This is a genomic window from Halopenitus persicus (genome assembly GCF_002355635.1).
Lineage (GTDB): Archaea > Halobacteriota > Halobacteria > Halobacteriales > Haloferacaceae > Halopenitus > Halopenitus persicus_A.
This window is the reverse complement of record NZ_AP017558.1, coordinates 1,200,731-1,221,581: the sequence shown is the minus strand read 5'-3', so window position 1 is coordinate 1,221,581 and position 20,851 is coordinate 1,200,731. Positions and strand designations below refer to the sequence as shown.

The following is a 20,851-nucleotide window of genomic DNA, read 5'->3' as shown; positions in this document are numbered from 1 at the left end:
CGTGATGACCGAACATTCGTTTTCAGTATTCTCGGCGGCCGATCGGTACGATCTCGATCGTCAGTCGAATTCTCGACGTCGTGAGACGTTCGGAGTCTCGACGTCGTGAGGCGGTCTCGACGTCGTGAGGTGGTCTCGGCGTGAGCGGCTTCGACCCCGGGGACCCGGACTCAGATCCCGAACGTCGCGCGTAGCATGTCCCGCGTTCCCGGTCCGAGGCCGACGGCGAGAACGGTGACCAGCAACAGGACCGTGTACCGCGGCGACTCCGCGAACATCTCGTCGTTGAACACCCAGACGACGAACGTCGCGGCCGCGAGCTTCACGATCAAAAACGGCCAGGCGTCGCCGGTCACCGCGAGCACGGACGGGGGCAGCAGTCGCGCCGTCCAGTCGACGATCGCGGCGTTGACCACGTGCTTCGGGACGAGGTTCGCGCTCCCCGCGAGAACGGGCATCCAGTCGAGGCCGATGACGTTCGCCACGCCGTCGATCGCGTGACCCCAGATGACCACGAGCCCGATGTATCCGGTTCCGTCGTTGATCGACGGCTCGTATCGCCCGATCAGCCACCAGGTCACGCCGGTCGTCGCCGTGGCGAGCACGAGAATGGAACCGATCACCGCAGGATTGAACCCGACGAAGGGCGTCGTCGCCGCGAGGAACGCGAGGTAGCCGACGGCGGCGACGACCGCCACTGCCCCCATCGCGAACAGCGGGCGCGCATAGTCGTCGACCAGCCCGCGGGCCGCGAGGGCGTACGCGAGGACCACGCAGCCGAGCGTGATCGCGAACACGGTCACGTAGATGAACGGGCTGATGAACAGCGCGGTCCAGGGCGCGGGGATCAGGTGCTGGCCGCCCGCGTCGAGCGCGGCAACGCCCGCGTCCTCGATCGTCCGCAGGGCGCCCCCGAGGAGGACGAACGGGAACAGCGCGAAGAAGAACCGCCGCTCCTCGCCGATCCCGAGCCGGCGGAGCAAAAAGAGGACCCCGATCAGCGCGAACAGCAGGATGACGATGTACGAGACCGTCGAGACGGTCGTGTATCCCGGCGAGGCAACCACCGAGCCGGCGGCCGCGGCGGCCTCCGCACACGCGTCCGAGGAGTAGAGATATTCGGTCACGCCGCCACGGCGAACCGCGCAGGCCGCTCCCTCGCCGTCGGCGACCACGGGCCCCCAGAAGTATCGCCAGAGGAAGCCGTCGTAGACGGTTCGGGGGAACGCCACCGCACCGGCGCCGACCCCGATCACGATCGAGACCACGGTTGCGAGCCACGCCGTCTCGGGGGAGACGTCGAGGCGCTCGTCGAGCCGATCACTCATTGACTCACATGCGGACGAGCGGCGGGTTGAGCGTTCCGGTCACGACTGCAGGCCGCCCGTGCCCGTCTCCGTGTCCAACACGAGCGTCGTTCGCGACCGAACCACGTCCTCGATCCGGGGGATCCGGTCGTGGACGAGCGTCCGGAGCGCGTCGACGTCCTCAACGACGACCCGGAGCACGAGGTCCCACTCCCCGGCCGTGAGATGGCGGTCGCGGACCGCGTCGATCGTCGCGAGCGCCGCGAGAACGTCGTCGACGTTGCGCTGGGTCACCTCAAGGCTGACGAGCGCCTCGACGTCGTAGCCGAGCGCCGGGGCGTTCACGGCCGCGTGGTACCCCTCGATTACGCCCGCGTCCTCCATTCGACTCACCCGGTCGCGGACCGAATCGCTCGTTCCGTTCACCCGGCGGGCGATCTCCGAGAAGGGGGTTCGGGCGTCCGCACGGAGAACGCGAAGGATCGCGCGGTCCGTCTCGTCGAGGTCCATACCGTCCCGACGGCGTGGACGGTCTTTGCGGTTGCGGCGCCTCCTCGACATCCCGTCCGCGAGCGGGTTCCCGATCTACTCGTCCGCGAGCGGGTTCTCGAGGTCGATCGTGCCCGCGTCGAGCTCGGCCTCGACCTCGCGGGCGGCCGTCACCATGTTCTCGGTCTTGCCGTAGGCGATCTCACGGGGCAGGAGCTTGAGCCCGCAGTCGGGCGAGATCGTGAGCTTCTCCGGCGGCACGATCCGCAGCCCCTGTTTGATGTTCCGTTTGATCTCCGCGACCGACTCCACCTCGGCGGTGTGGGCGTCGACGACGCCGAGCGCCAGGTCCGGCTCGAAGTCGGGGTCGGTGAACACCTCGACCTGCTCGTAGTCGCCGTTGCACAGCTCGACGTCGAACTCGTCGATCGGGAAGTCGTTGAGCTCGGGGTAGATCCGCGAGTAGTCCCCGTAACAGACGTGCAGGCCGATCCGAACGTCGTCGTCGATCCCGGCCGTGATCCGATCGAGCGCCTCGTGGACGATGGCGTGGTCCTCCGGGGTCGTCGCGAGCGCCGGCTCGTCGATCTGGATGTACTGCGCGCCGGCGTCGACCAGCGCCTCGACCTCCTCGTTGACGAGGTCGGCCAGGTCGTACACCAGGTCCTCGGTCGTCTCGTAGGCCTCGTTGAACGCCCAGAACCCGAGCGTGTAGGGTCCGGTGATCGGCACCTTGACCGGCCGCTCGGCGACGTCGCTCGTGAACTCGAACTCGTCGACGAGCCAGGGTTCGTCGTACTCGACCGGCTCGACGACGGACGGCTTGTCGAAGTAGTTGTGACCCCACACCTTCACCGGACCGTTGAACTCGTATCCAGGGATCCGGTGGGCGAAGAACTCGACCATCTCGTTGCGGCGCATCTCGCCGTCGACCACGGTATCGAGGCCCGCCCGCTCGTGTTCGTGGGTGATGAGCCGGCATGCGTCGTCGTGGGCCTCGGCGAGGTCGTCGGCGTCGAACTTCGAGTCGGGATCCTCGACGAGGTCGTCGGCACGGTTGAGCCACTTCGGCTTCGGGTACGAGCCGACGACGGTCGTCAACAGGAAGTGGTCGTTCGGGTGCGATGCCGGGCGGAACTGGTCGCGGTTGGCGTCGGGGACTCGAACCATCAGGAAAGCACCTCCACGCCCGCGGCGAGGGCGTTCAGCTTGGCTTGATACTTGTTCTCCGGCAGGTAGAACAGCTCGGTGTTCGAGGTGACGTAGGTCGTCTCGAAGTCGCCGACCGGGAGCTGGTCCTCGAACCACTCGACGCGGTCCGCGATCGTCTCGGGCTCCTCGACGAGCGTGTTCTGGCCGTCGACGACGCCCAGCGCGACCGAATCCGGCGCGCCGTACTCCTGGACGTTGTACACCGAGTCGTCCCGGTCGCCCGCGACGAGGTCGATCCCGACCGCGTCGATGTCGGCGTCCAGCAGGTGGGCGTACGGCTTCTCCGGGATCGCTCCCCAGTAGGTGTGCACCACGACGTCGGCGTCGGTCGCCGACGCGACGCGGTCGATCGCCGCGCTGGCCTGCGCGTCCACGCCGTCGGCGGGCGGCTGCTCCACGAGCGACGGCTCGAGCAGGAACAGCGTCTCGTGGGCGCCCAGCTTCTCGACCTCCGCAGCCAGGAACTCGGCGATCGTCTCGCGGAACGCCTCGGCGTCCGCGCCCGTCTCGTTCGTGGCCAGCTCGGACAGCGAGTACGGGCCCGGAAGGACCGCCTGGAGCCCCACGTCGTCCGGAACGCGTTCGGCCGCCGATTCCAGCTCCGCGGCGACGTCCCCGCTCGCGGTCGGCTCCGAGACGACCCGCGGGTCGCGGTAGAAGTTGTTGTTGTCGTAATAGCGGACGATTCCGCCGGTCTCGACGCCGTCGGCGACGGTCAGCGGGTGGGCGATCATGTCGTCCCACCGCGGCTGTCCCTCGACGACGCGGTCCAGCCCGGCCTCGAGCTGGTCGTCGATCAGTTCGGTTCGGACGTCGGCGTACGTCGAGACGATCTCCGGCCCCTCGTCGCCGCTCAAGAGGTCACCCTTCTGGTGACCCTTCAGATCCGAGAGGGTCTCTTTCGCCCAGTCCGGGAGCGGAAACAGCCCCGGCGTGGTCGCGACACGTTCAGTCATCGCCGACGCTTGGATATGCCGCAGTTTAATATTTTCTAATGGAACTTATTCCCAATGGTAATCACCCGCTCGGCCGTCCGCGTGATCTCCCCAGCAGCGACCGGCCGTCGCCTCGAGACCCACGTTGCTCGTCGTTCCGGCACGGCAAGCGGTCGTCACCGTCGCGTCAGGCGGAGTATCGAGAGCGTCTCGAAGGGATACGACTCCTCCCGGACGACCTCGTGGGCGAAGCCGGCCGCCTCGACGCGGTCGATGACCGCCTCGTAGCCGGTCAGCGAACTCACGAGCAGCAGGACGCGCCCGCCCGGCGTGAGCACCCGGCCGACGTCCGCGAGGAACGGTTCGATCAGCTCGCGGCCGGTCCGACCGCCCGACAGCGCCGTCTCCATCCAGTCGTCCCATTCGTTGTCCGGGTCCGTCGGCAGATACGGCGGGTTGAACGCGACGGTGTCGAAGACCCCGTCCCGGAAGGGATCGAGCAGGCTCGCGCGAACCGTCTCGAGGCCGCGCTCGCGTGCCTGCTCGCAGGCGTGCGGGTTCACGTCGCTCGCGACGACCTCGAGGTCGCCGGTCGCGTCGGCCTCGGCGATGCGTTCGGCGACCCAGCCCGACCCGGTGCCGACCTCCAGCACGCGGCCGGTCGCTTCGGCGATCGCTGCCTCCGCGAGCAGGCCGGAGTCCTCGGCGGGCTGATAGACGGTCGTTTCCGTTCCGCGGCGTTCGGCGAGGTCGGTCACTCGCCGCCTCCCGTCCCGGCGTCGCCGTTTCGACCCTCGCCGTTTCGACCCTCGCCGTTCGCGCCGGTGGCGTCGCTTCCCGACCCGACCGTGACCGAGAGCCCCTCGGACCTCGCGCCGTGAGTGCGCTGCGGGAACGGGATCGTGATCCCCTCCTCGCGGAAGGCCTCGTGGATCGCCGAGATGACCGTCGTCTGCGTGCGCCATCGCTTTCGGGCGCTGGGCTGGTCGATCCAGAAGCGAGCCCCAAGAACGACCGAGGAGTCGCCGAACCGTTTGGCGACGACCTTCGGTCGCGGCGCCGTCCGGACGTCGTCGATGCCGGCCATCGCCTCCTGTGCCACGTCCGCCGCGTGGTCCGGGTCGTCGTCGTAGTCGATCCCGACCTCGATCTCGATCCGGAGCCGTCCCTTGCGGGACCGGTCGATGATCGGGTTGTTCGCGATCCGGTCGTTCGGGATCGTGACGAACTCGCCGTCGAACGTCTGGACCCGCGTGTGAAAGATGGTGATCTCGGTGACCGTCCCCTCGTTCTCCTCGAACTCGATCCAGTCGCCGATCTCGAAGGGCCGCGAGAACATCAACACGATCCCGGCCAGAACGGACCCGAGCGTCTGGCGCGCCGCCATCCCGACGACGATGCCGAGGAAGCCGGCACCGACGAGGAGGCTGCCGAGGTTGTCGGTGAACAGGCCGATGACGATCAACCCTGCCAACGAGTAGACCCCGAGCTGGGTCAGCCGGTAGATGATCTGCTTTTGGTGGGTCGAGATCGTCTTTCCGGTCGAGACGACCTCACGGATGATCTGTCCGAGAAAGTCGGTCATCGCGTACGCGCCGCCGAGCACGATGACCGCGAGCACGATGTTCGGGACCTGCTCGGCGAGTTCGAGGTTGCCGTAGGCGGCCACCAGCTGGTCGCCCAGTCCCCAGAGCCCGACGACCGTGAGCACGCCCGCCGCCGTCGACGCGGCGATTATGCTCGAGAGGGCAAGTCGTTTGGTCGTTCCGAGGTCGCCCTCGTGACCGCTTCGATAGCGTCGGACGAGGTATCGAACAGCGAGCACGACCGCCGCGACGCCGGCGCTCGCGACCGCCCGCTCGAGCGGCCCGAGCGCGACCTGCCCGTTTCCGGGCAGGAGCGTATCGGTTACCAGGAGGGCCTCGACGCCGATCATCGGGGCGGCTCCGTCGTGGGGAGCTGCGGTCCCGTCGGTCGGCGTGTCGGCGGCGTGGTCCTCCCGGGCCGCACCGTCGTTCCGCTTGCGTTCACTGTCGGGCGTGTTGCGCGTGCTGGTTCAAGAAGCTTCACACTCGATCCGGTCGATCGCCGCGATCGCCGTGATTTCTGCGTTGTTCCCGCGTCGGTTCGTGTGCGTTTTCCGCCAATGGTGTGCGTTTCCCGTCAGTGCGTGCGTTTCTCCGCCAACGATGCGTGATCACTCCCCGGTCGGATCCCCGTGCTCGGCCGCGACCGCCGCGATCTCCGCGAAGGTGGACGGCGCGAGGTCCCCGGGGCGTTTCCGGAGCAGGTCCTCGTCGACCGCCTCGACGACCGCCTCCGGCGCTCCGAGCCCGGAGATGTGGCCCGTGTTCCGGATGGCGTTCCGGACCGTCTTCCGGCGCTGGGTGAACAGCGCCTTGACGAACCGCAAGAAGAACGCCTCGTCGTCGACCTCGTACTCCGGGTCCCGTGGGGTACAGCGGACGACCGCGCTCTCCACGGCCGGCTTCGGTTCGAAGGCCTCCCGGGGGATCCGCTCGACGATCTCGACGTCCGCGTAGTGTTGCGCCGAGACGGACAGCCGCCCGTACTCGCTCGTTCCCGGCTCGGCGACCATCCGGTCCGCGAACTCCGCCTGAAAGGTGGCCACCAGCGGCCGCTTTGCCGGCAGCAGTCGAAAGGCGATCTCCGAGGAGACGCCGTACGGCAGGTTCGAGACGGACGCGGTGAACGGCGGCAACTCGACGTCGAGCGCATCGCCCGCAACGACCGCAAGGCGGCCGTCGGCGACCGCGTCCGCGAACTCCGCCTCGAGGAACGACGCGTACCCCTCGTTGCGTTCGATCACGGTCAACTGCCCGTTCGCGGGCAGCGATGCGAGCAGGCGGTCGGTCAGCGCGCCCGCGCCGCCGCCGATCTCGAGGAGATGGCTTCGGTCCGCCGCGTCCGGAAGGTACGTCGGGATCCGGTCGAGGACGCGGTCGTCGACGAGGAAGTGCTGGTCCTGGTCGGGGTCGACCCGAAGGCCGGCCCGGCGGATCAGGCCGTCCGGGTCACGGTCGCCCGGGTCGGGGTCGCTCGGCGAGTCGGTCATACGCCCGCTAGGCGGAGCGCCCCGGTAAACGTCCCGTTTCGGTCGGTCACGGCCTCCGGTCGGTCGTGGCTCCGGTCGGTCGTGGCTCCGGTCGGCCGTCGGTGGCGATCCGTCGTCAGTCGTCGCGTCTGTCGACGAACACGCGGTATTTGAGGTCGTCCTCGCGGATCTCCTCGATGATCCGCTCGACCAGCACCTCCTTGGGCCGGTGGAGTCCGGAGATCCGGTCGGCGATGTCCTCGAAGCTCTCGAAGGGACCGCGCTTCCGCTCGTCGAGGACGTTGTTGCGCAGCTTCTTCCCGATCCCGGGCAGCAGGTTGAGCCGGTGGAGTCGCAGCGTGATCGGCTCGGCGTCGTTGTAGAAGTCGACGAACCGCCGCTCGTCCTCCTCGACGATCTGCTCGACCGCGTACTCGATCTCCGCGGCGGCGTTGTGGGTCAGATCGTCGTGGCTGACCTCGCGGTACCGCGAGACGTCGTCCGCCCGCGGCTCGATCGCGATGCGGTCGCCGACGGACCGGTCGGCGTCGTCGGCCAGCGTGAGTTCGAACAGCCTGAAGTCAGCTTCCCCCAGCGCGTACGCGATCGGCGACTTCTGGTACTGGGGTCGGTCGTCGCCGGGACGGCCCTGTGGTAACACGTCGAGCGCGACCGCGAACTCGCGGTCCTCGTCGTCGGCGTCCGCGGACGCGGCGGCGGCCGATCCGCCGTCCTCGGAGCGCCCCGTGTCGTCTCCGGACTCGGTCTCGGTCCCGCCGTCCGGGAGCACGCGCGAACGCTGGGGTTCGTTCATACGCCTTCCTATGGGAAGGTGACACTTAAAAATCGCCCGCCACCGCGCGGATCCGTAATCGCCGAGTCGGGCCGCAGGGTATGTCGCTCTCGCGGCGCCCTCAGGCGTACTTCGCGACGACGTTCAGGATCTCGTCGAGCTGGTCGCCGTCGAGCGAGTACCGCTCCTGGGCGAACACCGAACGCAGCTCGGTCCGGTCCCCGGGCAGCAGGTCGGCGATCTTGATCGCGGCCTGTTCGTCGACGTATTCGAGCGCGGTGAGTTCCTCGACGAGTTCGCGTGATTCCTCGGCCTCGAGGACCGCAAAGCGGTTGACGTGCTCGATGGCCCGCGCGAGCTCGTATCGCAGCTCACGGTCCTCGTCGTCGGCCCGTTCGGCCTCGATGTCGACGAGGATCTCCTTGGCCTCCGCCGTCGTGATGGTCTCCTCCTCGAGCTTCTCTTTGAAGATGGTCATATGCCGCTCTCTAGTTCTGTGCGCGCAGGTGGGCGGCCGAGACGATGAGCGTCTTCTCCTTGCCGCCGTCGGTGATCTCGACGGTGAACGCCGAGCCCTGCTTGCCGGTGACCGTCCCGGTGTGGCCGTCGAATCGGGGGTGGAACCGGCCATCGCGAACGCTCGGGTCGATCTTGAGGTGGACCTTCTGGCCCTCCTCGTACTCCTGGATCGCTCGCTGTGGCGGCGACGTTCCGCGCTCGCGCGGCGTGTTCGAGAGCTTGTTTCGCGTCGCTTTGTTGGGCCCGTTGGAACTCGGCATAGTCGTGAGCCCGTCTACCGCCGGCGCGGTTATAAATGGTGCGTTACGCGTCGCGCTCGTGACCGGATCACAGTCGCGTTCGGGCTGGCCACGTCGATCGGCCCCTCCTCGATCGACCTCTTCCTCGATCGACCTCTTCCTCGATCGCTCCGTCACGTCGATAGCCACGGCAGCGATAGCTCGGACCGACGGTCGTCCAGGATCCCGAACCGCTCGCCGCGCCGCCGCTCGAGCCAGTGCAATAGACGGGCCGCCCATTCGAGCTTGCGCGCCTTCGTTTCGCTCACCGTCGGATCCGTGAAGTCCCATCCGACGAAGCGCAGCGTCGCGGCACCGGCGTGGTCCGCGAGGAACGCCGCCCGATCGCCGTCGGTGAACCCGCCGACGTTGACCACCGGGCCGCGCGGCGCGGCCTGCGTGGTCGCGAGGACGTGCTCCTGGGAAAACCGTGGGAACCACTCCCGGATCGCCGGAACGTTATCCCCGTGTGCGTGCGCGGCGACCGTCGTTCCCGCCTCGCTCAGCCGCTCTGCCGTCTCGGGGTTCTTGTCGAGGTCCGTGACCATCACGTCGACTGCGATCCCCGCCTCGGCGAGGACGTCGACCGCCGTTGACGCGGCGACGATCGCGTCCGCGTCGGCGGCCACCTCGAGGGCGTCGGCGTCGGTCAGCGACGGGCCGGCCCCCGCGATCGCCACGGTCGCGTCCGCGAGGACGTCGAGCCGGTCGTCCGGGAACGGTGTCGCAAGCGTCGCGGCGACGTCGCGCGCACGCTCGTCAGCGGCCCGGTCGAACCCGAAGTCCGCCAGGATCGCCTCGTAGGCCGGCTCCCACGTCTGGAAGTTCATCCCGTCCACCGGTCGATCCGCGGCGTTCTTCGGTCGATCCGCGGCGTTCTTCGGTCGATCCGCGGCGTTCTTCGGTCGATCCGCGGCGGTCTCCGACCCATCGATCGACGGGCGCTGGCAGTCGCGCTCGCCGGCGCCGCCGCTCGGGGACGGTAATAGTGTGGGCCGAAGTGGCACGATACGCCCCTATCCATATGCCCCTTCGGCGTCCGGTCGAACAGTTTTCCATCCGATGGCATAAACTTTCTCTTACTTTTCCCATCCCGTCCGTTCGATCGGCCGCTCGAGCGCGTTTCCGAGCGGAGCGTCCTCGAGCGTGGATCCGGCGTCCGTGACGCGTTCGTGGACGCGGCCGAGCCCGGCCGGGGTTCCGATCAGGAGCCCCTGCGCCGGCGTCCGTCCGGACCCGTCGGTCGCCGTCGCCTCCGTCTTCGTCCCCGTGGTCGCGGACCCCGCCAGGGCGAACGTCGCGGTCGTCTCCTCCGTCGCCGACCGGAGCGTTCTGACCCGTTCGTCGTCGAGCCCCGTCAGCTCGAGGACCCGAACGACGCTCTCGTCGGCCAGCGTCGCGGTCGCGTCCAGTCGGTCGAGGTGTCGGTTCGCCTCGCCGGGAGTCGTCACGTCGAGCTCCTCGATCCCGATCCCGTCGACAGTCCCGCGGCACCGCTCGCGAGCGAACTCGGCGCCGATGAGCGCGGCGTCGCGGGTTTCGGCCACGTCGTGGGTCCGGATCACGTGGGCGCCGCGCTCGACCGCCATCGAGGTGGCCGCCAGCGACGCCGGCAGCGCCGCCTCGGTGTCGCGGCCGGGGATCTCACGGAGGAAGTTCTTCCGGTTGATCGAGACCAGCAGCGGCCGCCCGTACCCCCGGAACTCCCGGAGCCGGCGGAAGGTCTCCCGATCGTCGGCGAGCGTCTTCTCCTCGGTCCACCCGCCGAAGGCCGGGTCGATGATCGTCTTCTCGGTGAACCCGTTTCGCGACAGCGCCTCGTAGATCCCGTCGACGTCCGGGATCGCGCCCGGCCGCTCGAGGTCCGGCGGCGAGGCCATCTTCACGACGGCGGCGTCGTGGGAGGCACAGACGGCCGGCATTTCGGGGTCGGCGAACCCGCAGACGTCGTTGACCATGTCAAACCCGTGCCGGAGCGCCTCGTCGGCCACCTCGTGGTACCGCGTCTCGATCGACCAGACGGCGTCGCCGGACGTCGACGCCATGGCCTCCAGGGCCGTGTCGAGGCGGTCGAGCTCCTGTTCGGCCGTGAGGACGTCGAACCGCTTGTTCGCCGACTCGAGCCCGACGTCGACGATGTCGGCACCCTCGTCGAGCAGCTCCGAATCGACGTATTCGGCCGCGTCTCCCGGATCGTCGAACACGCTCGGGTCGTAGGGCGACTCCGCCGAGACGTTGAGCACGCCCATGATCCGCGGGGGCCGACCGTCGCCGATCTCGAGTCCTGCGGCGTCCACAGTTCGCATATCGATCGGCACGGCCGCAAGCACCATAGGCCGTCCGAAACCGGACGGCGGGAAAGGCAAGCTTCGGAGGCGGGAAAGGCAAGTTTCGGAGGCGGGAAAGGCAAGTTTCGGAGGCGGGAAAGGCAAGCTTCGGCCGGCGGCGAGACCGGGATCACTCGACGGTGGATTCCCCGTCGGAACCGTGGAGGAACGCGCTTATACTCCCGCGCCACCGACACGTGGTATGGGAAAGGTGAGCGTCGGGCTTCGCGGATGGCGATTCGAGGAGTCCGAGATCTTCGATGCGGACGGCGAGTTCAAACCGCTCGAGGAGATCCCGGAGGAACCGCGCCAACAGCTCGTCCGACTGACGAAGCTGGTCGAGGAACCGTGTGACGCGTGCTACCTCGAGCACGGCGAGGAGGAGCTGTACCGCGCGAACAAGGCGACGATCGTCTACGGCGAACCGATGGGCGAGCTCCTGCTGTGTGACGCCCACGAGCCGGATTTCCTCTACTGGTTCCGCGAGGGCGGCGGCAGCGAGTACAAAGGCGAGGACACGTTCGCCGACCGGTTCCACGAGTGGTACGCGGACGGCCATCGTGCGCCGGACGGATATGGCGGACTCGAGCACGTCGAGGCGAATCCGGAGGACCTGCCGAACCCGCCGGGACAGCAGGAGGTGCAGGAACGGCTCGAGGCCGACTTCGAGGGCCGGCGGATCGACATCGGGTCGTACGCGGACGAGGCTGACGGCGACCCTGACGACGAACGCCTCTCGCCGGAGGCGGTCTCGGACGCCGACGTCGACCTCTCGACGGAGTATCCGAGCGCGGACCGATGACTGATACGGGCCCGCCGGTCGATCCCGACGCGTCGCCAGCGTCCGAGTCCGGGTCCATCCCCGGATCGGCCGGTCCGGAGTCAGGACCTCGATCGATCGACCCCGTCGTGGTCGTCGTGGAGCCGGAGACGCCCGGAAACGTCGGCACGATCGCTCGCGCGATGAAGAACTTCGGGCTCACCGAGCTCAAGCTCGTCGATCCCCCCGAGCTCGAGCCCGACGGCGAGGCCTACGGCTTCGCGGGTCACGCCCGGGAGGACGTCCTCCCGAACGCCGAGACGGTCACCTTCGAGGAGGTCGTCGAGACCTACCACACCGTCGGCTGCACGGCGATCACCGGCGAGGACGCCCGGCGCCACGTCCGGTTTCCCTACTCGACGCCCGTGGAGCTGCGGGAGTCGCTGCGGACCGCCGAGACGCGGACCGCGCTCGTGTTCGGTCGCGAGGGAACCGGACTCGACAACGACGAGCTCAGGCGGCTCGACGAGGTGTGTTCGATCCCGGCGGACGGGGAGTATCCGGTCCTCAACCTCGGGCAGGCCGCGACCGTCCTCCTGTACGAGCTGCGCGAGCTGACCGTCGACGAGTACCAGCTCCCCGACGTCGAGCTCGAACGCGCCGCCGAGGCCGACATCGAGCGGCTTCACGACTACTTCGAGCGATTCCTCGAGCACGCCGACCACCGTGAGTATCGTCGGGACAGATGCGCGACGCTGTTCCGCCGCCTGCTGGGTCGCGCGCACCCGACCGACCGGGAGGTCCACACGCTGCTGGGCGTCTTCCGGAAGGCCACCGACAAGCTGGAGTTCGCCGACGAGCTCGCGGAGACCTACGGCGAGTCGCTGTACGACGAGGACGCCTCGCGCCGGTGATCGACGCGGACCGAGAGCCGGGGCGTCGCGAGGATGATCGCGGTCGCCACGAACGCGAGCAGGGCGCCGACGGCCGGCACGACGACGTCCGCGAGGGCAATGATCCAGAGCGGTCCGGCGACCGCGGCGGCGACTAGCCCGACCGGCGCCCACACCGGCGGTTCCGCCCCCTCACAGAGACGCCACCCCGCGGCGCCGCCGAGCGCGGTTCCCACCGCCGCGCTCGCGTCGACGATGCTCCCCGGCTCGCCGGCCCCGACCGCGATCACGACCCCGAGGAGGCCGGCGACGGCCGCCGCGACGAACGGGCGTGTGGGGTCGAGCCGTCGCCGCTCCCGGGCAAGTCGGTGGCGGCCCGCACCGCTCAGTCCGCCGAGTCGGTCGACTCCACGGAGACTCCCTCGAGCCAGCGCCACGCCTCCGATGAGGAGCGCCGTTCCGAGGACCGCGCCGACGACCACGTCGACCACGTAGTGCACCTCGATCACGACGCGCGAGAGCGCAACCGCCGCGACCACGATCGCGCCGACCGCGAGCCGGCGGCGCGCGGCGCCGAGGCGGTCAAGCGCGGCGGCGAGTCCCAGATACGTGACCGTCCCGCCCGTCGCGTGGCCGCTCGGGAACCCGAAGCCGTCGCCCGTGGTCGCGCCCGCGAACCAGGACTCGAGGGTCGTCGGGAGCCAGTCCGGCACGGCAGCGGGGACGGCTGCGGCCGGCGGTCGCGGCAGTCCGATCCCGACCTTCAACAGCGTGACCACCGCGAGCGCGCCGGTGACGGTCGCGATCAGCGTCGCGGCGGTGCGCCGGGGTTCCGTCGCCGCGCGTGCCGGGAGAAACCAGTAGGTCGCGAGGAGGAGCACGAAGACGAACGCGGTGTCGCCGAGCGAGGTCACGGCGGCGCCCGCAACGACCACGGCATCCGGCAGCGCCTCGACGATCGCGAACTCCCCGATCCCGCGGGTCATCAGTCGTCGCCGCGGTTCCGGACGTAATCGACCGCCTTCCCCGGTGCCTCGAGCACGTTGAGCCCGACACCGACGAGGACGAAGAGGGTGTACAGGCCGAGCGTCGAGAGGCCGAGGATCAGCATCGCGGCGATCGCATAGCCGGCCTCGAGGTATCGGAAGGCACCGAGCGTCAGGACGGTTCCGTACAGCAACACGAGGTACGGGCCCCAGCCCCGAGCGTGCCCGCGCCGCACCCGCTTGCGGACGTACGTCTTCAGCTCGGTCTCGAGTCGGGGTCGGTCGACGGTTCGCTGCTCGACGTCGTCCTCGAACTCGTCGAGGTCGGCTCGAAGCCGACGGACCTCGGCCTCGAGCGCGGCGACGTCGGGGGCCCCCTGTGGGGTCTCGTCGTCGCTCGTGGCGCGCGCCTCGGTGTCCTCGCGGTCGCCCATATCGGTCGGTCGACCGGGGTCCCCTTGGAGTTGCCGGTCCGCGATCACCGCGTTGGCCACCGCGCCGACGATCACGACGATCGAAGCGAGGTAGAGCCACGTCACGAGCAGCAGAATGCCGCCGAGGACGCCGTAGACCTGGTACTGGCCGGCGGTGGCGGCGTACGCCTGAAAGCCCGCCTGGAGGGCCGTCCATCCCACGGCGGCGAGGAGGGTTCCCGGGATCGCCTCGCGGACGGACATCGGGCAATTCGGAAGCACGTAGTACATCGGAAGGAAGACGACCACGAGCACGACGGGCAACACGAGCATCCCGACGATCCCGACGCCGGGGACGTCCGCGACTGCCGGGAGGAGTTCGCTGCCCGCGATCAGCGTTCCGAGGACGATCATCGACACGATCCCCGTCCCGATCCCGACGGCCACGACCGCCGCGTCCGAGAGCTCGCCGATCAGGGTCGATGGTTCCTCGATCCCGTAGGCCGCCTGGAACGCAGTGTCGAGCCCGCGGAACACCTTCAGCGTCGACCAGCCCAACACCACCGCGCCGAGGATGGTCGCCCCCGTCCGTCCCTCAGCGGAGGCGATCGCGCTCGCGACGGTCTCCTGACCGGCCGGGGTGAGAAACGCCCTGCTTTCCGCCAGCACGACCGTCGCGAACGCGTCGCCGAGGGCCGCGCTGGCGACCGCGACCAGCAGCAGCAGCGAGGGGACCAGGGAGATGAACGCGTAGTACGCGACGCTGGCCGCCAGGAACGTGACGTCCCGGTCGCGGACGACGGCGACGATCCGCCTCGTGGTCTCGACGTGGGTGGACACCGTGGCGTACACGCCGATATATTCGGCGGTAGCCTACAAAAACGGGGGGATCCGGGGACGATGGGAAGGCCAGAGACGGCGAAAATACGGGGACGATGGGAAGGCCAGAGACGGCGGAAATACAGGGACGATGGGAAGGCCAGAGACGGCGGAAATACAGGGACGATGGGAAGGCCAGAGACGGCGGAAATACAGGGACGATGGGAAGGCCAGAGACGGCGGAAATACAGGGACGATGGGAAGGCCAGAGACGGCGGAAATACAGGGACGATGGGAAGGCCAGAGACGGCGGAAATACGGGACGGCGGAAAATACGGGACGACGGGGGCCTCCCCCGTTACTCCCCGAGAACCGCCTCGCGGATCTCCGGGATCGTCGCCGGCGTCTTGAACGCCGTCCCGTGGTAGTGGGCCCGCGTCGCCTCGTGGCCGGCCGCCCGGAGCCGGTCGACGAACTCGTCCATCCCGATCGCGGGCTCGCCCCACTGCTTGTAGAGCCGGTGCTGGTCGTAGTGGGTCGGCGTGTCGAGCTCCGTCGCGACGCGGTCCAGGAGCCGCCGTGCCCGCTTGGCCTCCCCCATTTCGTCGTCGATCGCGTCCCCGACCGCCCGGACGAAGTCGGGTTCGGCGACCGCCCCGAGCCAGATCGGGCCGGCGACGAGCAGCCGGTTCGAGTCGCATCGCGGACACCGATCCGGCCGGTCTGCCGAGGGGATCAGGCCGTACTCGTGGTCCCTGAAGAGGCAGTCCTCGCAGTGGAAGACGAACCCGAGCTCGTCGATGCGGTCGTCCGCGGTCTGCGCGCCGCCATCGAGCTCGAGGTAGGTTCGCACGTAGTGCCGGGAGACGTGCGAGCAGATCGGGGTCGCGGCCACGTCGTACCGCGCCGCCGTCCGCACGAGCGCGGACAGCAGCGTCCGGAGCCCCATCTCGGGGTGGTACTCGGTGTTCTGCGGGGTCGCTCCGTACTTGCGGATCCCCGATCGCTGGTGGGCGCCACACAGCGGCGCCGTGTCGGTCGCGGTGACGCACACCAGGTTTCGGGCGTTGGCGAAGGCGGCGTCCACGAAGGGGATCGGCGTCCCGTACGGGTCCAGGTCGACCACGTCGAACAGCCCCTCGTGCATCGCGACGTTACACCCCTGTTGGCGGACCTCCCCGTCGAGGTCGTTGCGCTCGAGGTTCGACCGGGCCAGCGCGACGGCGTCGGCGTCGGTGTCGGTGCAGGTGACGTCGTACCCCTCGGCGGCGGCGCGCACGCCGCGGATCCCCGAGGCCGCCATCGCGTCGAGGTACGATGCCGCCCGCGGCTCCCGGTCGCGGTAGGCGCGCAGGACGGCGACGGTGACGTCCCGGTTCAGCTCCTGGGTCGGGTTGAAGAAGACGTCGTCGCCGGTGCCCTCGCTCGCGCCGTTGCGTGACTCCGGGACCTCGATGACGATCCCGCCCTCCTCGCGTTCCATACCGTCCCGTTCGACGACGGCCGGTAAAAAGCGGCCGTTCCGGACGTGGTCGTTTCGACCGCTTGCCGGGCCGCTCCCCGCGTTGCCGGGCCGCTCCCCGCGTTGCCGTGCCGCTCCCAGCATTGCCGTTCCGCCCCCGGTGCACCGACGCCGTTTTGCCGGTGCCTCCTGAACGCGGGGGTATGGACCCGGCCGACGACTGGCACGCGGCGCTCGCGGCTGCGGGCGAGCTCACCGGTCCCGTGACCGCGGCGATCGTCGGCGTCCACGGCGACCGCGGCAAGCGCGCGATCGAGGCCGTCGGCGAGGGGCGGGTGAAACGCTACCGGGATTTCACCGTCGTCGTCGGCCACGAGGACGAGTACGTGATCGAGGACGGCGGCTGCACGTGTGCGGACTCGACGTACAACCTCGACGAGGACGACCCCGACCAGCGCTGTTGGCACGTCCTCGCCGTCGAGGTCGCAGAGCGGATCGACGCGGTCGAGCACCACGACATGTGGTACTCGGAGGTTCGGGAGTTCCTCTAGTCGCCATCCGCGGTCGCCGTCATCCCTCCGGTCTCGGTCGCCGTCGTCGGGCTCTCGTCTCACGTATGGTCGTCGGGCTCTCGTCTCCACTCCGCCCGAGATGTGGCCGTTGCAAACCACGAGCTGCTCACGATCATCGACGAGGCGTTCGATGAATCTCTCGAGGAGTACTACTAAGAGGGGCGACTGACGTATGAATCGTAGACGTGTCCAGTCTGTTGCCGGTCATCGCGGCGATTCTCGTGTCGGGACTCGTCGTTCAGCTGGTCGCTCACCACCTGAAGGTGCCGAGCGTCATCTTTTATTTGCTCATCGGCGTCGTGCTTGGACCGGAGGTGTTGGGGCTCGTGACGCTCGAGACGTTCGGGGACGGGCTCGAGATCATCGTGGGGCTCAGCGTTGCGATCATCGTCTTCGAGGGCGCGTTCGCCCTGCAGATCGACCGGATCCGGGGCGCGTCCACGGTGTCGCTCCGGCTGGTGACGGTCAGCGCGCTCGTCATGTTCCTCGGGACGGCGGCCGCGGTCCGGTTCTTCGAGGGGGCAAACTGGGAGATCGCGCTGCTCATCGGGGCACTGCTCGTGGCGACGGGACCGACCGTGATCACGCCGATACTCAACGTCGTCCGCGTCAGGGACCACGTTGCGACCGCGCTGGAGACTGAGGGGATCGTGAACGACGTGACGGCCGCGATCGTCGCCGTGGTGGTCTTCGAAACGCTGCTGCTCGACGACCTCGGGGTTCCGGCGACCGTCGTCTCGTTCGTCGAGCGACTCGGCGTCGGCGTGCTCGCGGGGATGCTCGCGACGGTGGTGATCTACGCCCTGTTGGACAGCGATCTGGTTCCCGAGCGCGACGTGCAGGCGTCACAGTTCCTCGTGTTGGCGGCGGCGGTGGGTGCGTTCGCGGCCGCCGAGGCCGTCGCCGCCGAAGCGGGCATCGCGGCGGCCGCGACGAGCGGGATCCTGCTTGGAAACCTCGACATCAACAACAGGGAGGAGATCGAGCGGTTCGCGGAGAACACGACGCTCGTCGTGCTCTCGTTCGTGTTCATCTCGCTGGCCGCGCTGATCGACGTCGAGGCGATACTGCAGCTCGGCCTCGGGGCGGTCGGACTCGTCCTCGTGATCATGCTCGTGCTCCGACCGCTGGGGGCGCTGATCGCCACGGCCGGCGTCGAGCGGTTCACGTGGCCCGAGCGGCTGTTCATCGCCGGCGTGGGACCGCGCGGGATCATCCCGGCGAGCGTGGCCACGCTGTTCGCGATCGAACTGGAGCTCGCGGGAAACGTGACGGCGGGCGAGCTCCTGGTCGGGACGGTGTTCGCCGTCATCGTTACCACGGTCGCGATCGAGGCCGGGCTGGCGCGACAGATCGGCGACGTCCTCGGAGTGTCACCTATGCGCACGATAATCATCGGCGGCGGCCGGGTCGGCCGGGCGCTCGCCACACGACTGGAGCGGCGGGGCGAGTACGTCATCATCATCGAGGCCGACGACGAGGAGATCGAGCAGGCCCGCTCGGAGGGGTTCACCGTCCACGAGGGCGACGGCAGCGACACGGAGACGCTGCGCAGTGCGGGAATCGATGACGCCAAGCGCGTGATCACGGTGACCCGCGACGACGACGTCAACCTCCTCGCGTGCCAGCTCGCGATCACGAAGTTCGGCGTGGAATCGGTGTACTCGCGGGTGAACGAGCCGGACAACGTCGACGCCTTCGAGAGCATCGGTGTGACGGGGGTCGACTCGCCGACGGCGACGGCGGTGGCCATCGACGACGAGATCGAACGGCCGGCGATCACCCACTGGATGAACGAGCTGGGCGATAGCCACGACGTCCAGGAGGTGGAGGTGACCGCGGAGAACCTCGCCGGCAAGACGATCCGCGACCTCACCGCACAGATCCCCGACGGCACCTTCGTCGCGGTCGTCAGCCGCGACGGCGAGAATCACGTTCCGTCGGCGGACACCGTCCTGGAGTACGGCGACCACGTCACCTTCATCGGCGACACGGACGCGGTCCGACGCGCGATGAAGCGGTTCCACCCGCACGACTGATGGTTCGATCGCTGATGACTGCTCCAGCGGTCGTCACCGTTCCGGACGCCTCCCGAGCGAGCGAAACGACTCTTGACCGAGTTTGACGGCGTACCGTCTCAACTGAGTAGCCCACCTACCCCTGCCCCGACCAACAGTATCCCGGAGTGAGTAACCACGACGAGCATCGCCGCCCCGCCGACGATAGCCCCAATGACTGGAAGTTCAAGCGCAGTCCCCGCTAAGAAGAGCAGCCCACCCGTAGCGATGGCCGGAAGTACTGCCGCGACGATCCCCGAGACGACACTCCCCGCTTTCTTCCCGCCGACGAAGCCAGCGAGCAGCGGACCGAAGAACGGTAGCCAGAACAGTAACACCGAGAGGGCGGACATCCAGATCACCCCCGAAAAAACACTTCCCGAACTGGCGGAGGAACCGGAACGTGCCCCCTCCTCTTTCCCTCGTTCGAGAGATATTGGTATGATATCGGAGAGTTCCCCGTCAAACGACGCGTTGCGTCCTCTCATTCCCCAATAGAGCCCCGGTGTGGCTAAAACCACTGCCGGCCAAGTCGGCGGAGGGAGTACCCCGATGAGAAGAAAAACGACGTACCAGATGACTCCGAACCCCCAGAGGGGTTTGAACTGTGTCAACTACCCCACCCTACTTCGCTCACTCTGAGAGGTTCGCTCGTGGAGGGTGGGGCTTGTCCGTGAACTCGGCCTCGAACCCATTGGGGTAGGCGGTAAATCCGCCTTTCGGCTTCACCGTTCCGGACTTGAGGGCGAGCTGACTGTCGCCCGTCCGCCCAGACGACTGTTGGCCTCGACGGACATACCGTATCCCGATGTTCTTCGCCGCGTTGTAGTCCGCGTTCGCTTCCGACCCGCACTTCACGCATCGAAAGTCGTTCCGTGACGGGCGGTTCTCGTCTGCCGTGAATCCACACTCACAACACCGCTTCGATGTGTACGCCGACCCGACTTGCTTCACCGAGATACCGACCGCTTCGGCTTTGTACTCGACCTGTTCGTAGAGCGTTCGGAACGCCCACTTGTGACCCCACGACGCACCGGTTCGATCGCGGATGTGGGTTAGGTTCTCGAACGCGATGACGTCGCAGTCGTATCGGAGGGCTTCGTCTATCAGTGCGTTCGATGCTCGGTGAAGCACGTCGCGGACGTAGCGAAGTTCCCGACCGCTCGACTGTACGAGCGTTCGATGAGCGCTTCGTGTTCCGGCCTGTTGCAACCCGGCGCGTACCTTCTCGAACTCACGGAGTCGATGGGTTAGCTCCCGCCCGCTGAAGAAGTAGGCGGTGCTGGTGACGGCGAGGTTTTCGATACCGAGGTCAACCCCGAGAACCGTTCCGTCCTCGGCGGTGTTCCGTTCGGTATCGTTCTTGTACCGGCGGAAACCGATATGCAAGAAGAACTCGCCGTCTCGGGCGGTGAGCGTGCTTTCGGTAACACTCCATTCGTCCGAGTCAAGGTACTGTCGCTGGTAGCCATCGTCGGCATCGGGAAGGTCGAGCGGACACCGCACCCGGCGCTCCGTCGTAGAGAGGGACACGGTATCGTCATCGAACACCGTCATCGTCCGCGTATCGTACTTCACGGTTGGCGCGGTGAACGTCGGCTTGCTGACCTTCTTGTCTTTCGCCCGGCGTTCGATACAGCCAGTGATGGCTTGTGCGGCTTGGTGAGTGGCCAGAATTGCGTGCTGACTCCCGAGGTCGGTCTCGTCGCGCACAGGATCGTAGGCAAGGGGTTGCACATCGCTCTTGGTGTTGCAGTGCCCCCACGCGAGGTCGGTGGCGATTTGACAGCCCCGTTTCCACTCGGAGATGGTCTCTTCGAGCAGATCGCGTTGCTCGTCGTCTACCGAGAGGCGGGTGATTGCCGTCCGACGCACGTAGTCGTCTGCCACAGTTTCAATGTAGTATCGCGGCTATTTATAGACAACGGACATACCCAGCGATACGAACGCGCTCCCCTCTCCTCCCCTCCCCTC

The 20,851-nt window shown here is 68.1% G+C and carries 21 protein-coding genes; 4 read left to right on the top strand and 17 right to left on the bottom strand.

Features of this window, described 5'->3' with window-relative positions:
* Window positions 1–170 precede the first annotated feature (170 nt).
* The 12 genes from CPZ00_RS05875 to CPZ00_RS05820 form a co-directional block, all read right to left on the bottom strand.
* Entirely contained in the window at window positions 171–1,328 is a 1,158-nt protein-coding gene (locus CPZ00_RS05875) for a DUF63 family protein (RefSeq protein ID WP_096390051.1), read from the bottom strand.
* Window positions 1,329–1,367: 39 nt separating this feature from the next.
* Window positions 1,368–1,817, bottom strand: a complete 450-nt coding sequence (locus CPZ00_RS05870) for an Lrp/AsnC family transcriptional regulator (RefSeq protein WP_096390050.1) — start codon at window positions 1,815–1,817, stop codon at window positions 1,368–1,370.
* 75 nt (window positions 1,818–1,892) lie between these two features.
* Complete coding sequence (locus CPZ00_RS05865; RefSeq protein WP_096390049.1) at window positions 1,893–2,966, bottom strand: methionine synthase; 1,074 nt, start codon at window positions 2,964–2,966, stop codon at window positions 1,893–1,895.
* Window positions 2,966–3,964 carry a 5-methyltetrahydropteroyltriglutamate--homocysteine methyltransferase gene (locus CPZ00_RS05860; protein ID WP_096390048.1) on the bottom strand — a complete coding sequence of 333 codons (999 nt, stop codon included), beginning with the start codon at window positions 3,962–3,964 and terminating at the stop codon, window positions 2,966–2,968. Before CPZ00_RS05860 ends, CPZ00_RS05865 begins: the two co-directional genes overlap by 1 nt.
* Before the next feature lie 155 nt (window positions 3,965–4,119).
* Window positions 4,120–4,701, bottom strand: a complete 582-nt coding sequence (locus CPZ00_RS05855; RefSeq protein WP_172861713.1) for a HemK2/MTQ2 family protein methyltransferase — start codon at window positions 4,699–4,701, stop codon at window positions 4,120–4,122.
* Window positions 4,698–5,879, bottom strand: a complete 1,182-nt coding sequence (locus CPZ00_RS05850; RefSeq protein WP_096390046.1) for a mechanosensitive ion channel family protein — start codon at window positions 5,877–5,879, stop codon at window positions 4,698–4,700. Before CPZ00_RS05850 ends, CPZ00_RS05855 begins: the two co-directional genes overlap by 4 nt.
* Before the next feature lie 261 nt (window positions 5,880–6,140).
* A complete protein-coding gene (locus CPZ00_RS05845) occupies window positions 6,141–7,019 on the bottom strand; it encodes a 16S ribosomal RNA methyltransferase A (protein WP_096390045.1) in 879 nt (292 codons plus the stop codon).
* A 115-nt stretch (window positions 7,020–7,134) separates the two neighbouring features.
* A complete protein-coding gene (locus tag CPZ00_RS05840; protein WP_096390044.1) occupies window positions 7,135–7,812 on the bottom strand; it encodes a DUF655 domain-containing protein in 678 nt (225 codons plus the stop codon).
* A gap of 100 nt (window positions 7,813–7,912) precedes the next feature.
* Window positions 7,913–8,269 (bottom strand): RNA polymerase Rpb4 family protein, encoded by a 357-nt coding sequence (locus CPZ00_RS05835; RefSeq protein ID WP_096390043.1) that lies wholly within the window; start codon window positions 8,267–8,269, stop codon window positions 7,913–7,915.
* A gap of 10 nt (window positions 8,270–8,279) precedes the next feature.
* Window positions 8,280–8,570: a 50S ribosomal protein L21e gene (locus CPZ00_RS05830; RefSeq protein ID WP_096390042.1), complete on the bottom strand. Its 291-nt coding sequence runs from the start codon at window positions 8,568–8,570 to the stop codon at window positions 8,280–8,282.
* A gap of 152 nt (window positions 8,571–8,722) precedes the next feature.
* On the bottom strand, window positions 8,723–9,418 hold the full coding sequence (locus tag CPZ00_RS05825) for a 6-hydroxymethylpterin diphosphokinase MptE-like protein (protein ID WP_096391613.1): 696 nt from the start codon (window positions 9,416–9,418) through the stop codon (window positions 8,723–8,725).
* A 249-nt stretch (window positions 9,419–9,667) separates the two neighbouring features.
* The gene (locus tag CPZ00_RS05820) at window positions 9,668–10,894 is read right to left on the bottom strand and encodes a dihydropteroate synthase (RefSeq protein WP_096391612.1); all 1,227 of its coding nucleotides are present in this window, start codon (window positions 10,892–10,894) and stop codon (window positions 9,668–9,670) included.
* 223 nt (window positions 10,895–11,117) lie between these two features.
* Between CPZ00_RS05820 and CPZ00_RS05815 the strand changes: the two genes are divergently transcribed.
* Together CPZ00_RS05815 and CPZ00_RS05810 are read left to right on the top strand one after the other, a co-directional pair.
* A complete protein-coding gene (locus CPZ00_RS05815; protein WP_096390041.1) occupies window positions 11,118–11,717 on the top strand; it encodes a hypothetical protein in 600 nt (199 codons plus the stop codon).
* Entirely contained in the window at window positions 11,714–12,589 is an 876-nt protein-coding gene (locus CPZ00_RS05810) for an RNA methyltransferase (RefSeq protein ID WP_096390040.1), read from the top strand. The genes CPZ00_RS05815 and CPZ00_RS05810 overlap by 4 nt, the downstream gene beginning before the upstream one ends.
* Here CPZ00_RS05810 and CPZ00_RS05805 read toward each other — a convergent pair.
* The 3 genes from CPZ00_RS05805 to CPZ00_RS05795 all read right to left on the bottom strand — a co-directional run bounded on the left by CPZ00_RS05805 (window position 12,547) and on the right by CPZ00_RS05795 (window position 16,269).
* Window positions 12,547–13,554 (bottom strand): phosphatase PAP2 family protein, encoded by a 1,008-nt coding sequence (locus tag CPZ00_RS05805; protein ID WP_096390039.1) that lies wholly within the window; start codon window positions 13,552–13,554, stop codon window positions 12,547–12,549. The two genes, CPZ00_RS05810 and CPZ00_RS05805, sit on opposite strands and share 43 nt — an antisense overlap.
* Complete coding sequence (locus CPZ00_RS05800; protein ID WP_096390038.1) at window positions 13,554–14,819, bottom strand: YhjD/YihY/BrkB family envelope integrity protein; 1,266 nt, start codon at window positions 14,817–14,819, stop codon at window positions 13,554–13,556. The genes CPZ00_RS05805 and CPZ00_RS05800 overlap by 1 nt, the downstream gene beginning before the upstream one ends.
* Window positions 14,820–15,144: 325 nt before the next feature.
* Window positions 15,145–16,269: a tRNA (guanine(26)-N(2))-dimethyltransferase gene (locus CPZ00_RS05795; RefSeq protein WP_096391611.1), complete on the bottom strand. Its 1,125-nt coding sequence runs from the start codon at window positions 16,267–16,269 to the stop codon at window positions 15,145–15,147.
* Between the two features lie 182 nt (window positions 16,270–16,451).
* On the opposite strand from CPZ00_RS05795, the gene CPZ00_RS05790 reads away from it, so the two are divergent.
* Window positions 16,452–16,799 (top strand): hypothetical protein, encoded by a 348-nt coding sequence (locus CPZ00_RS05790; protein ID WP_096390037.1) that lies wholly within the window; start codon window positions 16,452–16,454, stop codon window positions 16,797–16,799.
* Between the two features lie 218 nt (window positions 16,800–17,017).
* Complete coding sequence (locus CPZ00_RS05785; protein WP_096390036.1) at window positions 17,018–18,859, top strand: cation:proton antiporter domain-containing protein; 1,842 nt, start codon at window positions 17,018–17,020, stop codon at window positions 18,857–18,859.
* A gap of 98 nt (window positions 18,860–18,957) precedes the next feature.
* Here the strand turns inward: CPZ00_RS05785 and CPZ00_RS15720 are convergent, their stop codons facing one another.
* Both CPZ00_RS15720 and CPZ00_RS05775 read right to left on the bottom strand, forming a co-directional pair.
* Window positions 18,958–19,491 (bottom strand): hypothetical protein, encoded by a 534-nt coding sequence (locus CPZ00_RS15720; RefSeq protein WP_199243399.1) that lies wholly within the window; start codon window positions 19,489–19,491, stop codon window positions 18,958–18,960.
* 19 nt (window positions 19,492–19,510) lie between these two features.
* Window positions 19,511–20,767: an RNA-guided endonuclease InsQ/TnpB family protein gene (locus tag CPZ00_RS05775; RefSeq protein WP_096390035.1), complete on the bottom strand. Its 1,257-nt coding sequence runs from the start codon at window positions 20,765–20,767 to the stop codon at window positions 19,511–19,513.
* Window positions 20,768–20,851 lie beyond the last annotated feature (84 nt).

Bases quoted from the DNA above. Each gene is read 5' to 3' on its own strand.
- CPZ00_RS05830 (WP_096390042.1), bottom strand. From the start codon at position 8,570: ATGCCGAGTTCCAACGGGCCCAACAAAGCGACGCGAAACAAGCTCTCG.
- CPZ00_RS05790 (WP_096390037.1), top strand. From the start codon at position 16,452: ATGGACCCGGCCGACGACTGGCACGCGGCGCTCGCGGCTGCGGGCGAG.
- CPZ00_RS05875 (WP_096390051.1), bottom strand. From the start codon at position 1,328: ATGAGTGATCGGCTCGACGAGCGCCTCGACGTCTCCCCCGAGACGGCG.
- CPZ00_RS05865 (WP_096390049.1), bottom strand. From the start codon at position 2,966: ATGGTTCGAGTCCCCGACGCCAACCGCGACCAGTTCCGCCCGGCATCG.
- CPZ00_RS05850 (WP_096390046.1), bottom strand. From the start codon at position 5,879: ATGATCGGCGTCGAGGCCCTCCTGGTAACCGATACGCTCCTGCCCGGA.
- CPZ00_RS05810 (WP_096390040.1), top strand. From the start codon at position 11,714: ATGACTGATACGGGCCCGCCGGTCGATCCCGACGCGTCGCCAGCGTCC.
- CPZ00_RS05845 (WP_096390045.1), bottom strand. From the start codon at position 7,019: ATGACCGACTCGCCGAGCGACCCCGACCCGGGCGACCGTGACCCGGAC.
- CPZ00_RS05870 (WP_096390050.1), bottom strand. From the start codon at position 1,817: ATGGACCTCGACGAGACGGACCGCGCGATCCTTCGCGTTCTCCGTGCG.
- CPZ00_RS05795 (WP_096391611.1), bottom strand. From the start codon at position 16,269: ATGGAACGCGAGGAGGGCGGGATCGTCATCGAGGTCCCGGAGTCACGC.
- CPZ00_RS05815 (WP_096390041.1), top strand. From the start codon at position 11,118: ATGGGAAAGGTGAGCGTCGGGCTTCGCGGATGGCGATTCGAGGAGTCC.
- CPZ00_RS05840 (WP_096390044.1), bottom strand. From the start codon at position 7,812: ATGAACGAACCCCAGCGTTCGCGCGTGCTCCCGGACGGCGGGACCGAG.
- CPZ00_RS05860 (WP_096390048.1), bottom strand. From the start codon at position 3,964: ATGACTGAACGTGTCGCGACCACGCCGGGGCTGTTTCCGCTCCCGGAC.
- CPZ00_RS05805 (WP_096390039.1), bottom strand. From the start codon at position 13,554: ATGACCCGCGGGATCGGGGAGTTCGCGATCGTCGAGGCGCTGCCGGAT.
- CPZ00_RS05820 (WP_096391612.1), bottom strand. From the start codon at position 10,894: ATGCGAACTGTGGACGCCGCAGGACTCGAGATCGGCGACGGTCGGCCC.
- CPZ00_RS05825 (WP_096391613.1), bottom strand. From the start codon at position 9,418: ATGAACTTCCAGACGTGGGAGCCGGCCTACGAGGCGATCCTGGCGGAC.
- CPZ00_RS05835 (WP_096390043.1), bottom strand. From the start codon at position 8,269: ATGACCATCTTCAAAGAGAAGCTCGAGGAGGAGACCATCACGACGGCG.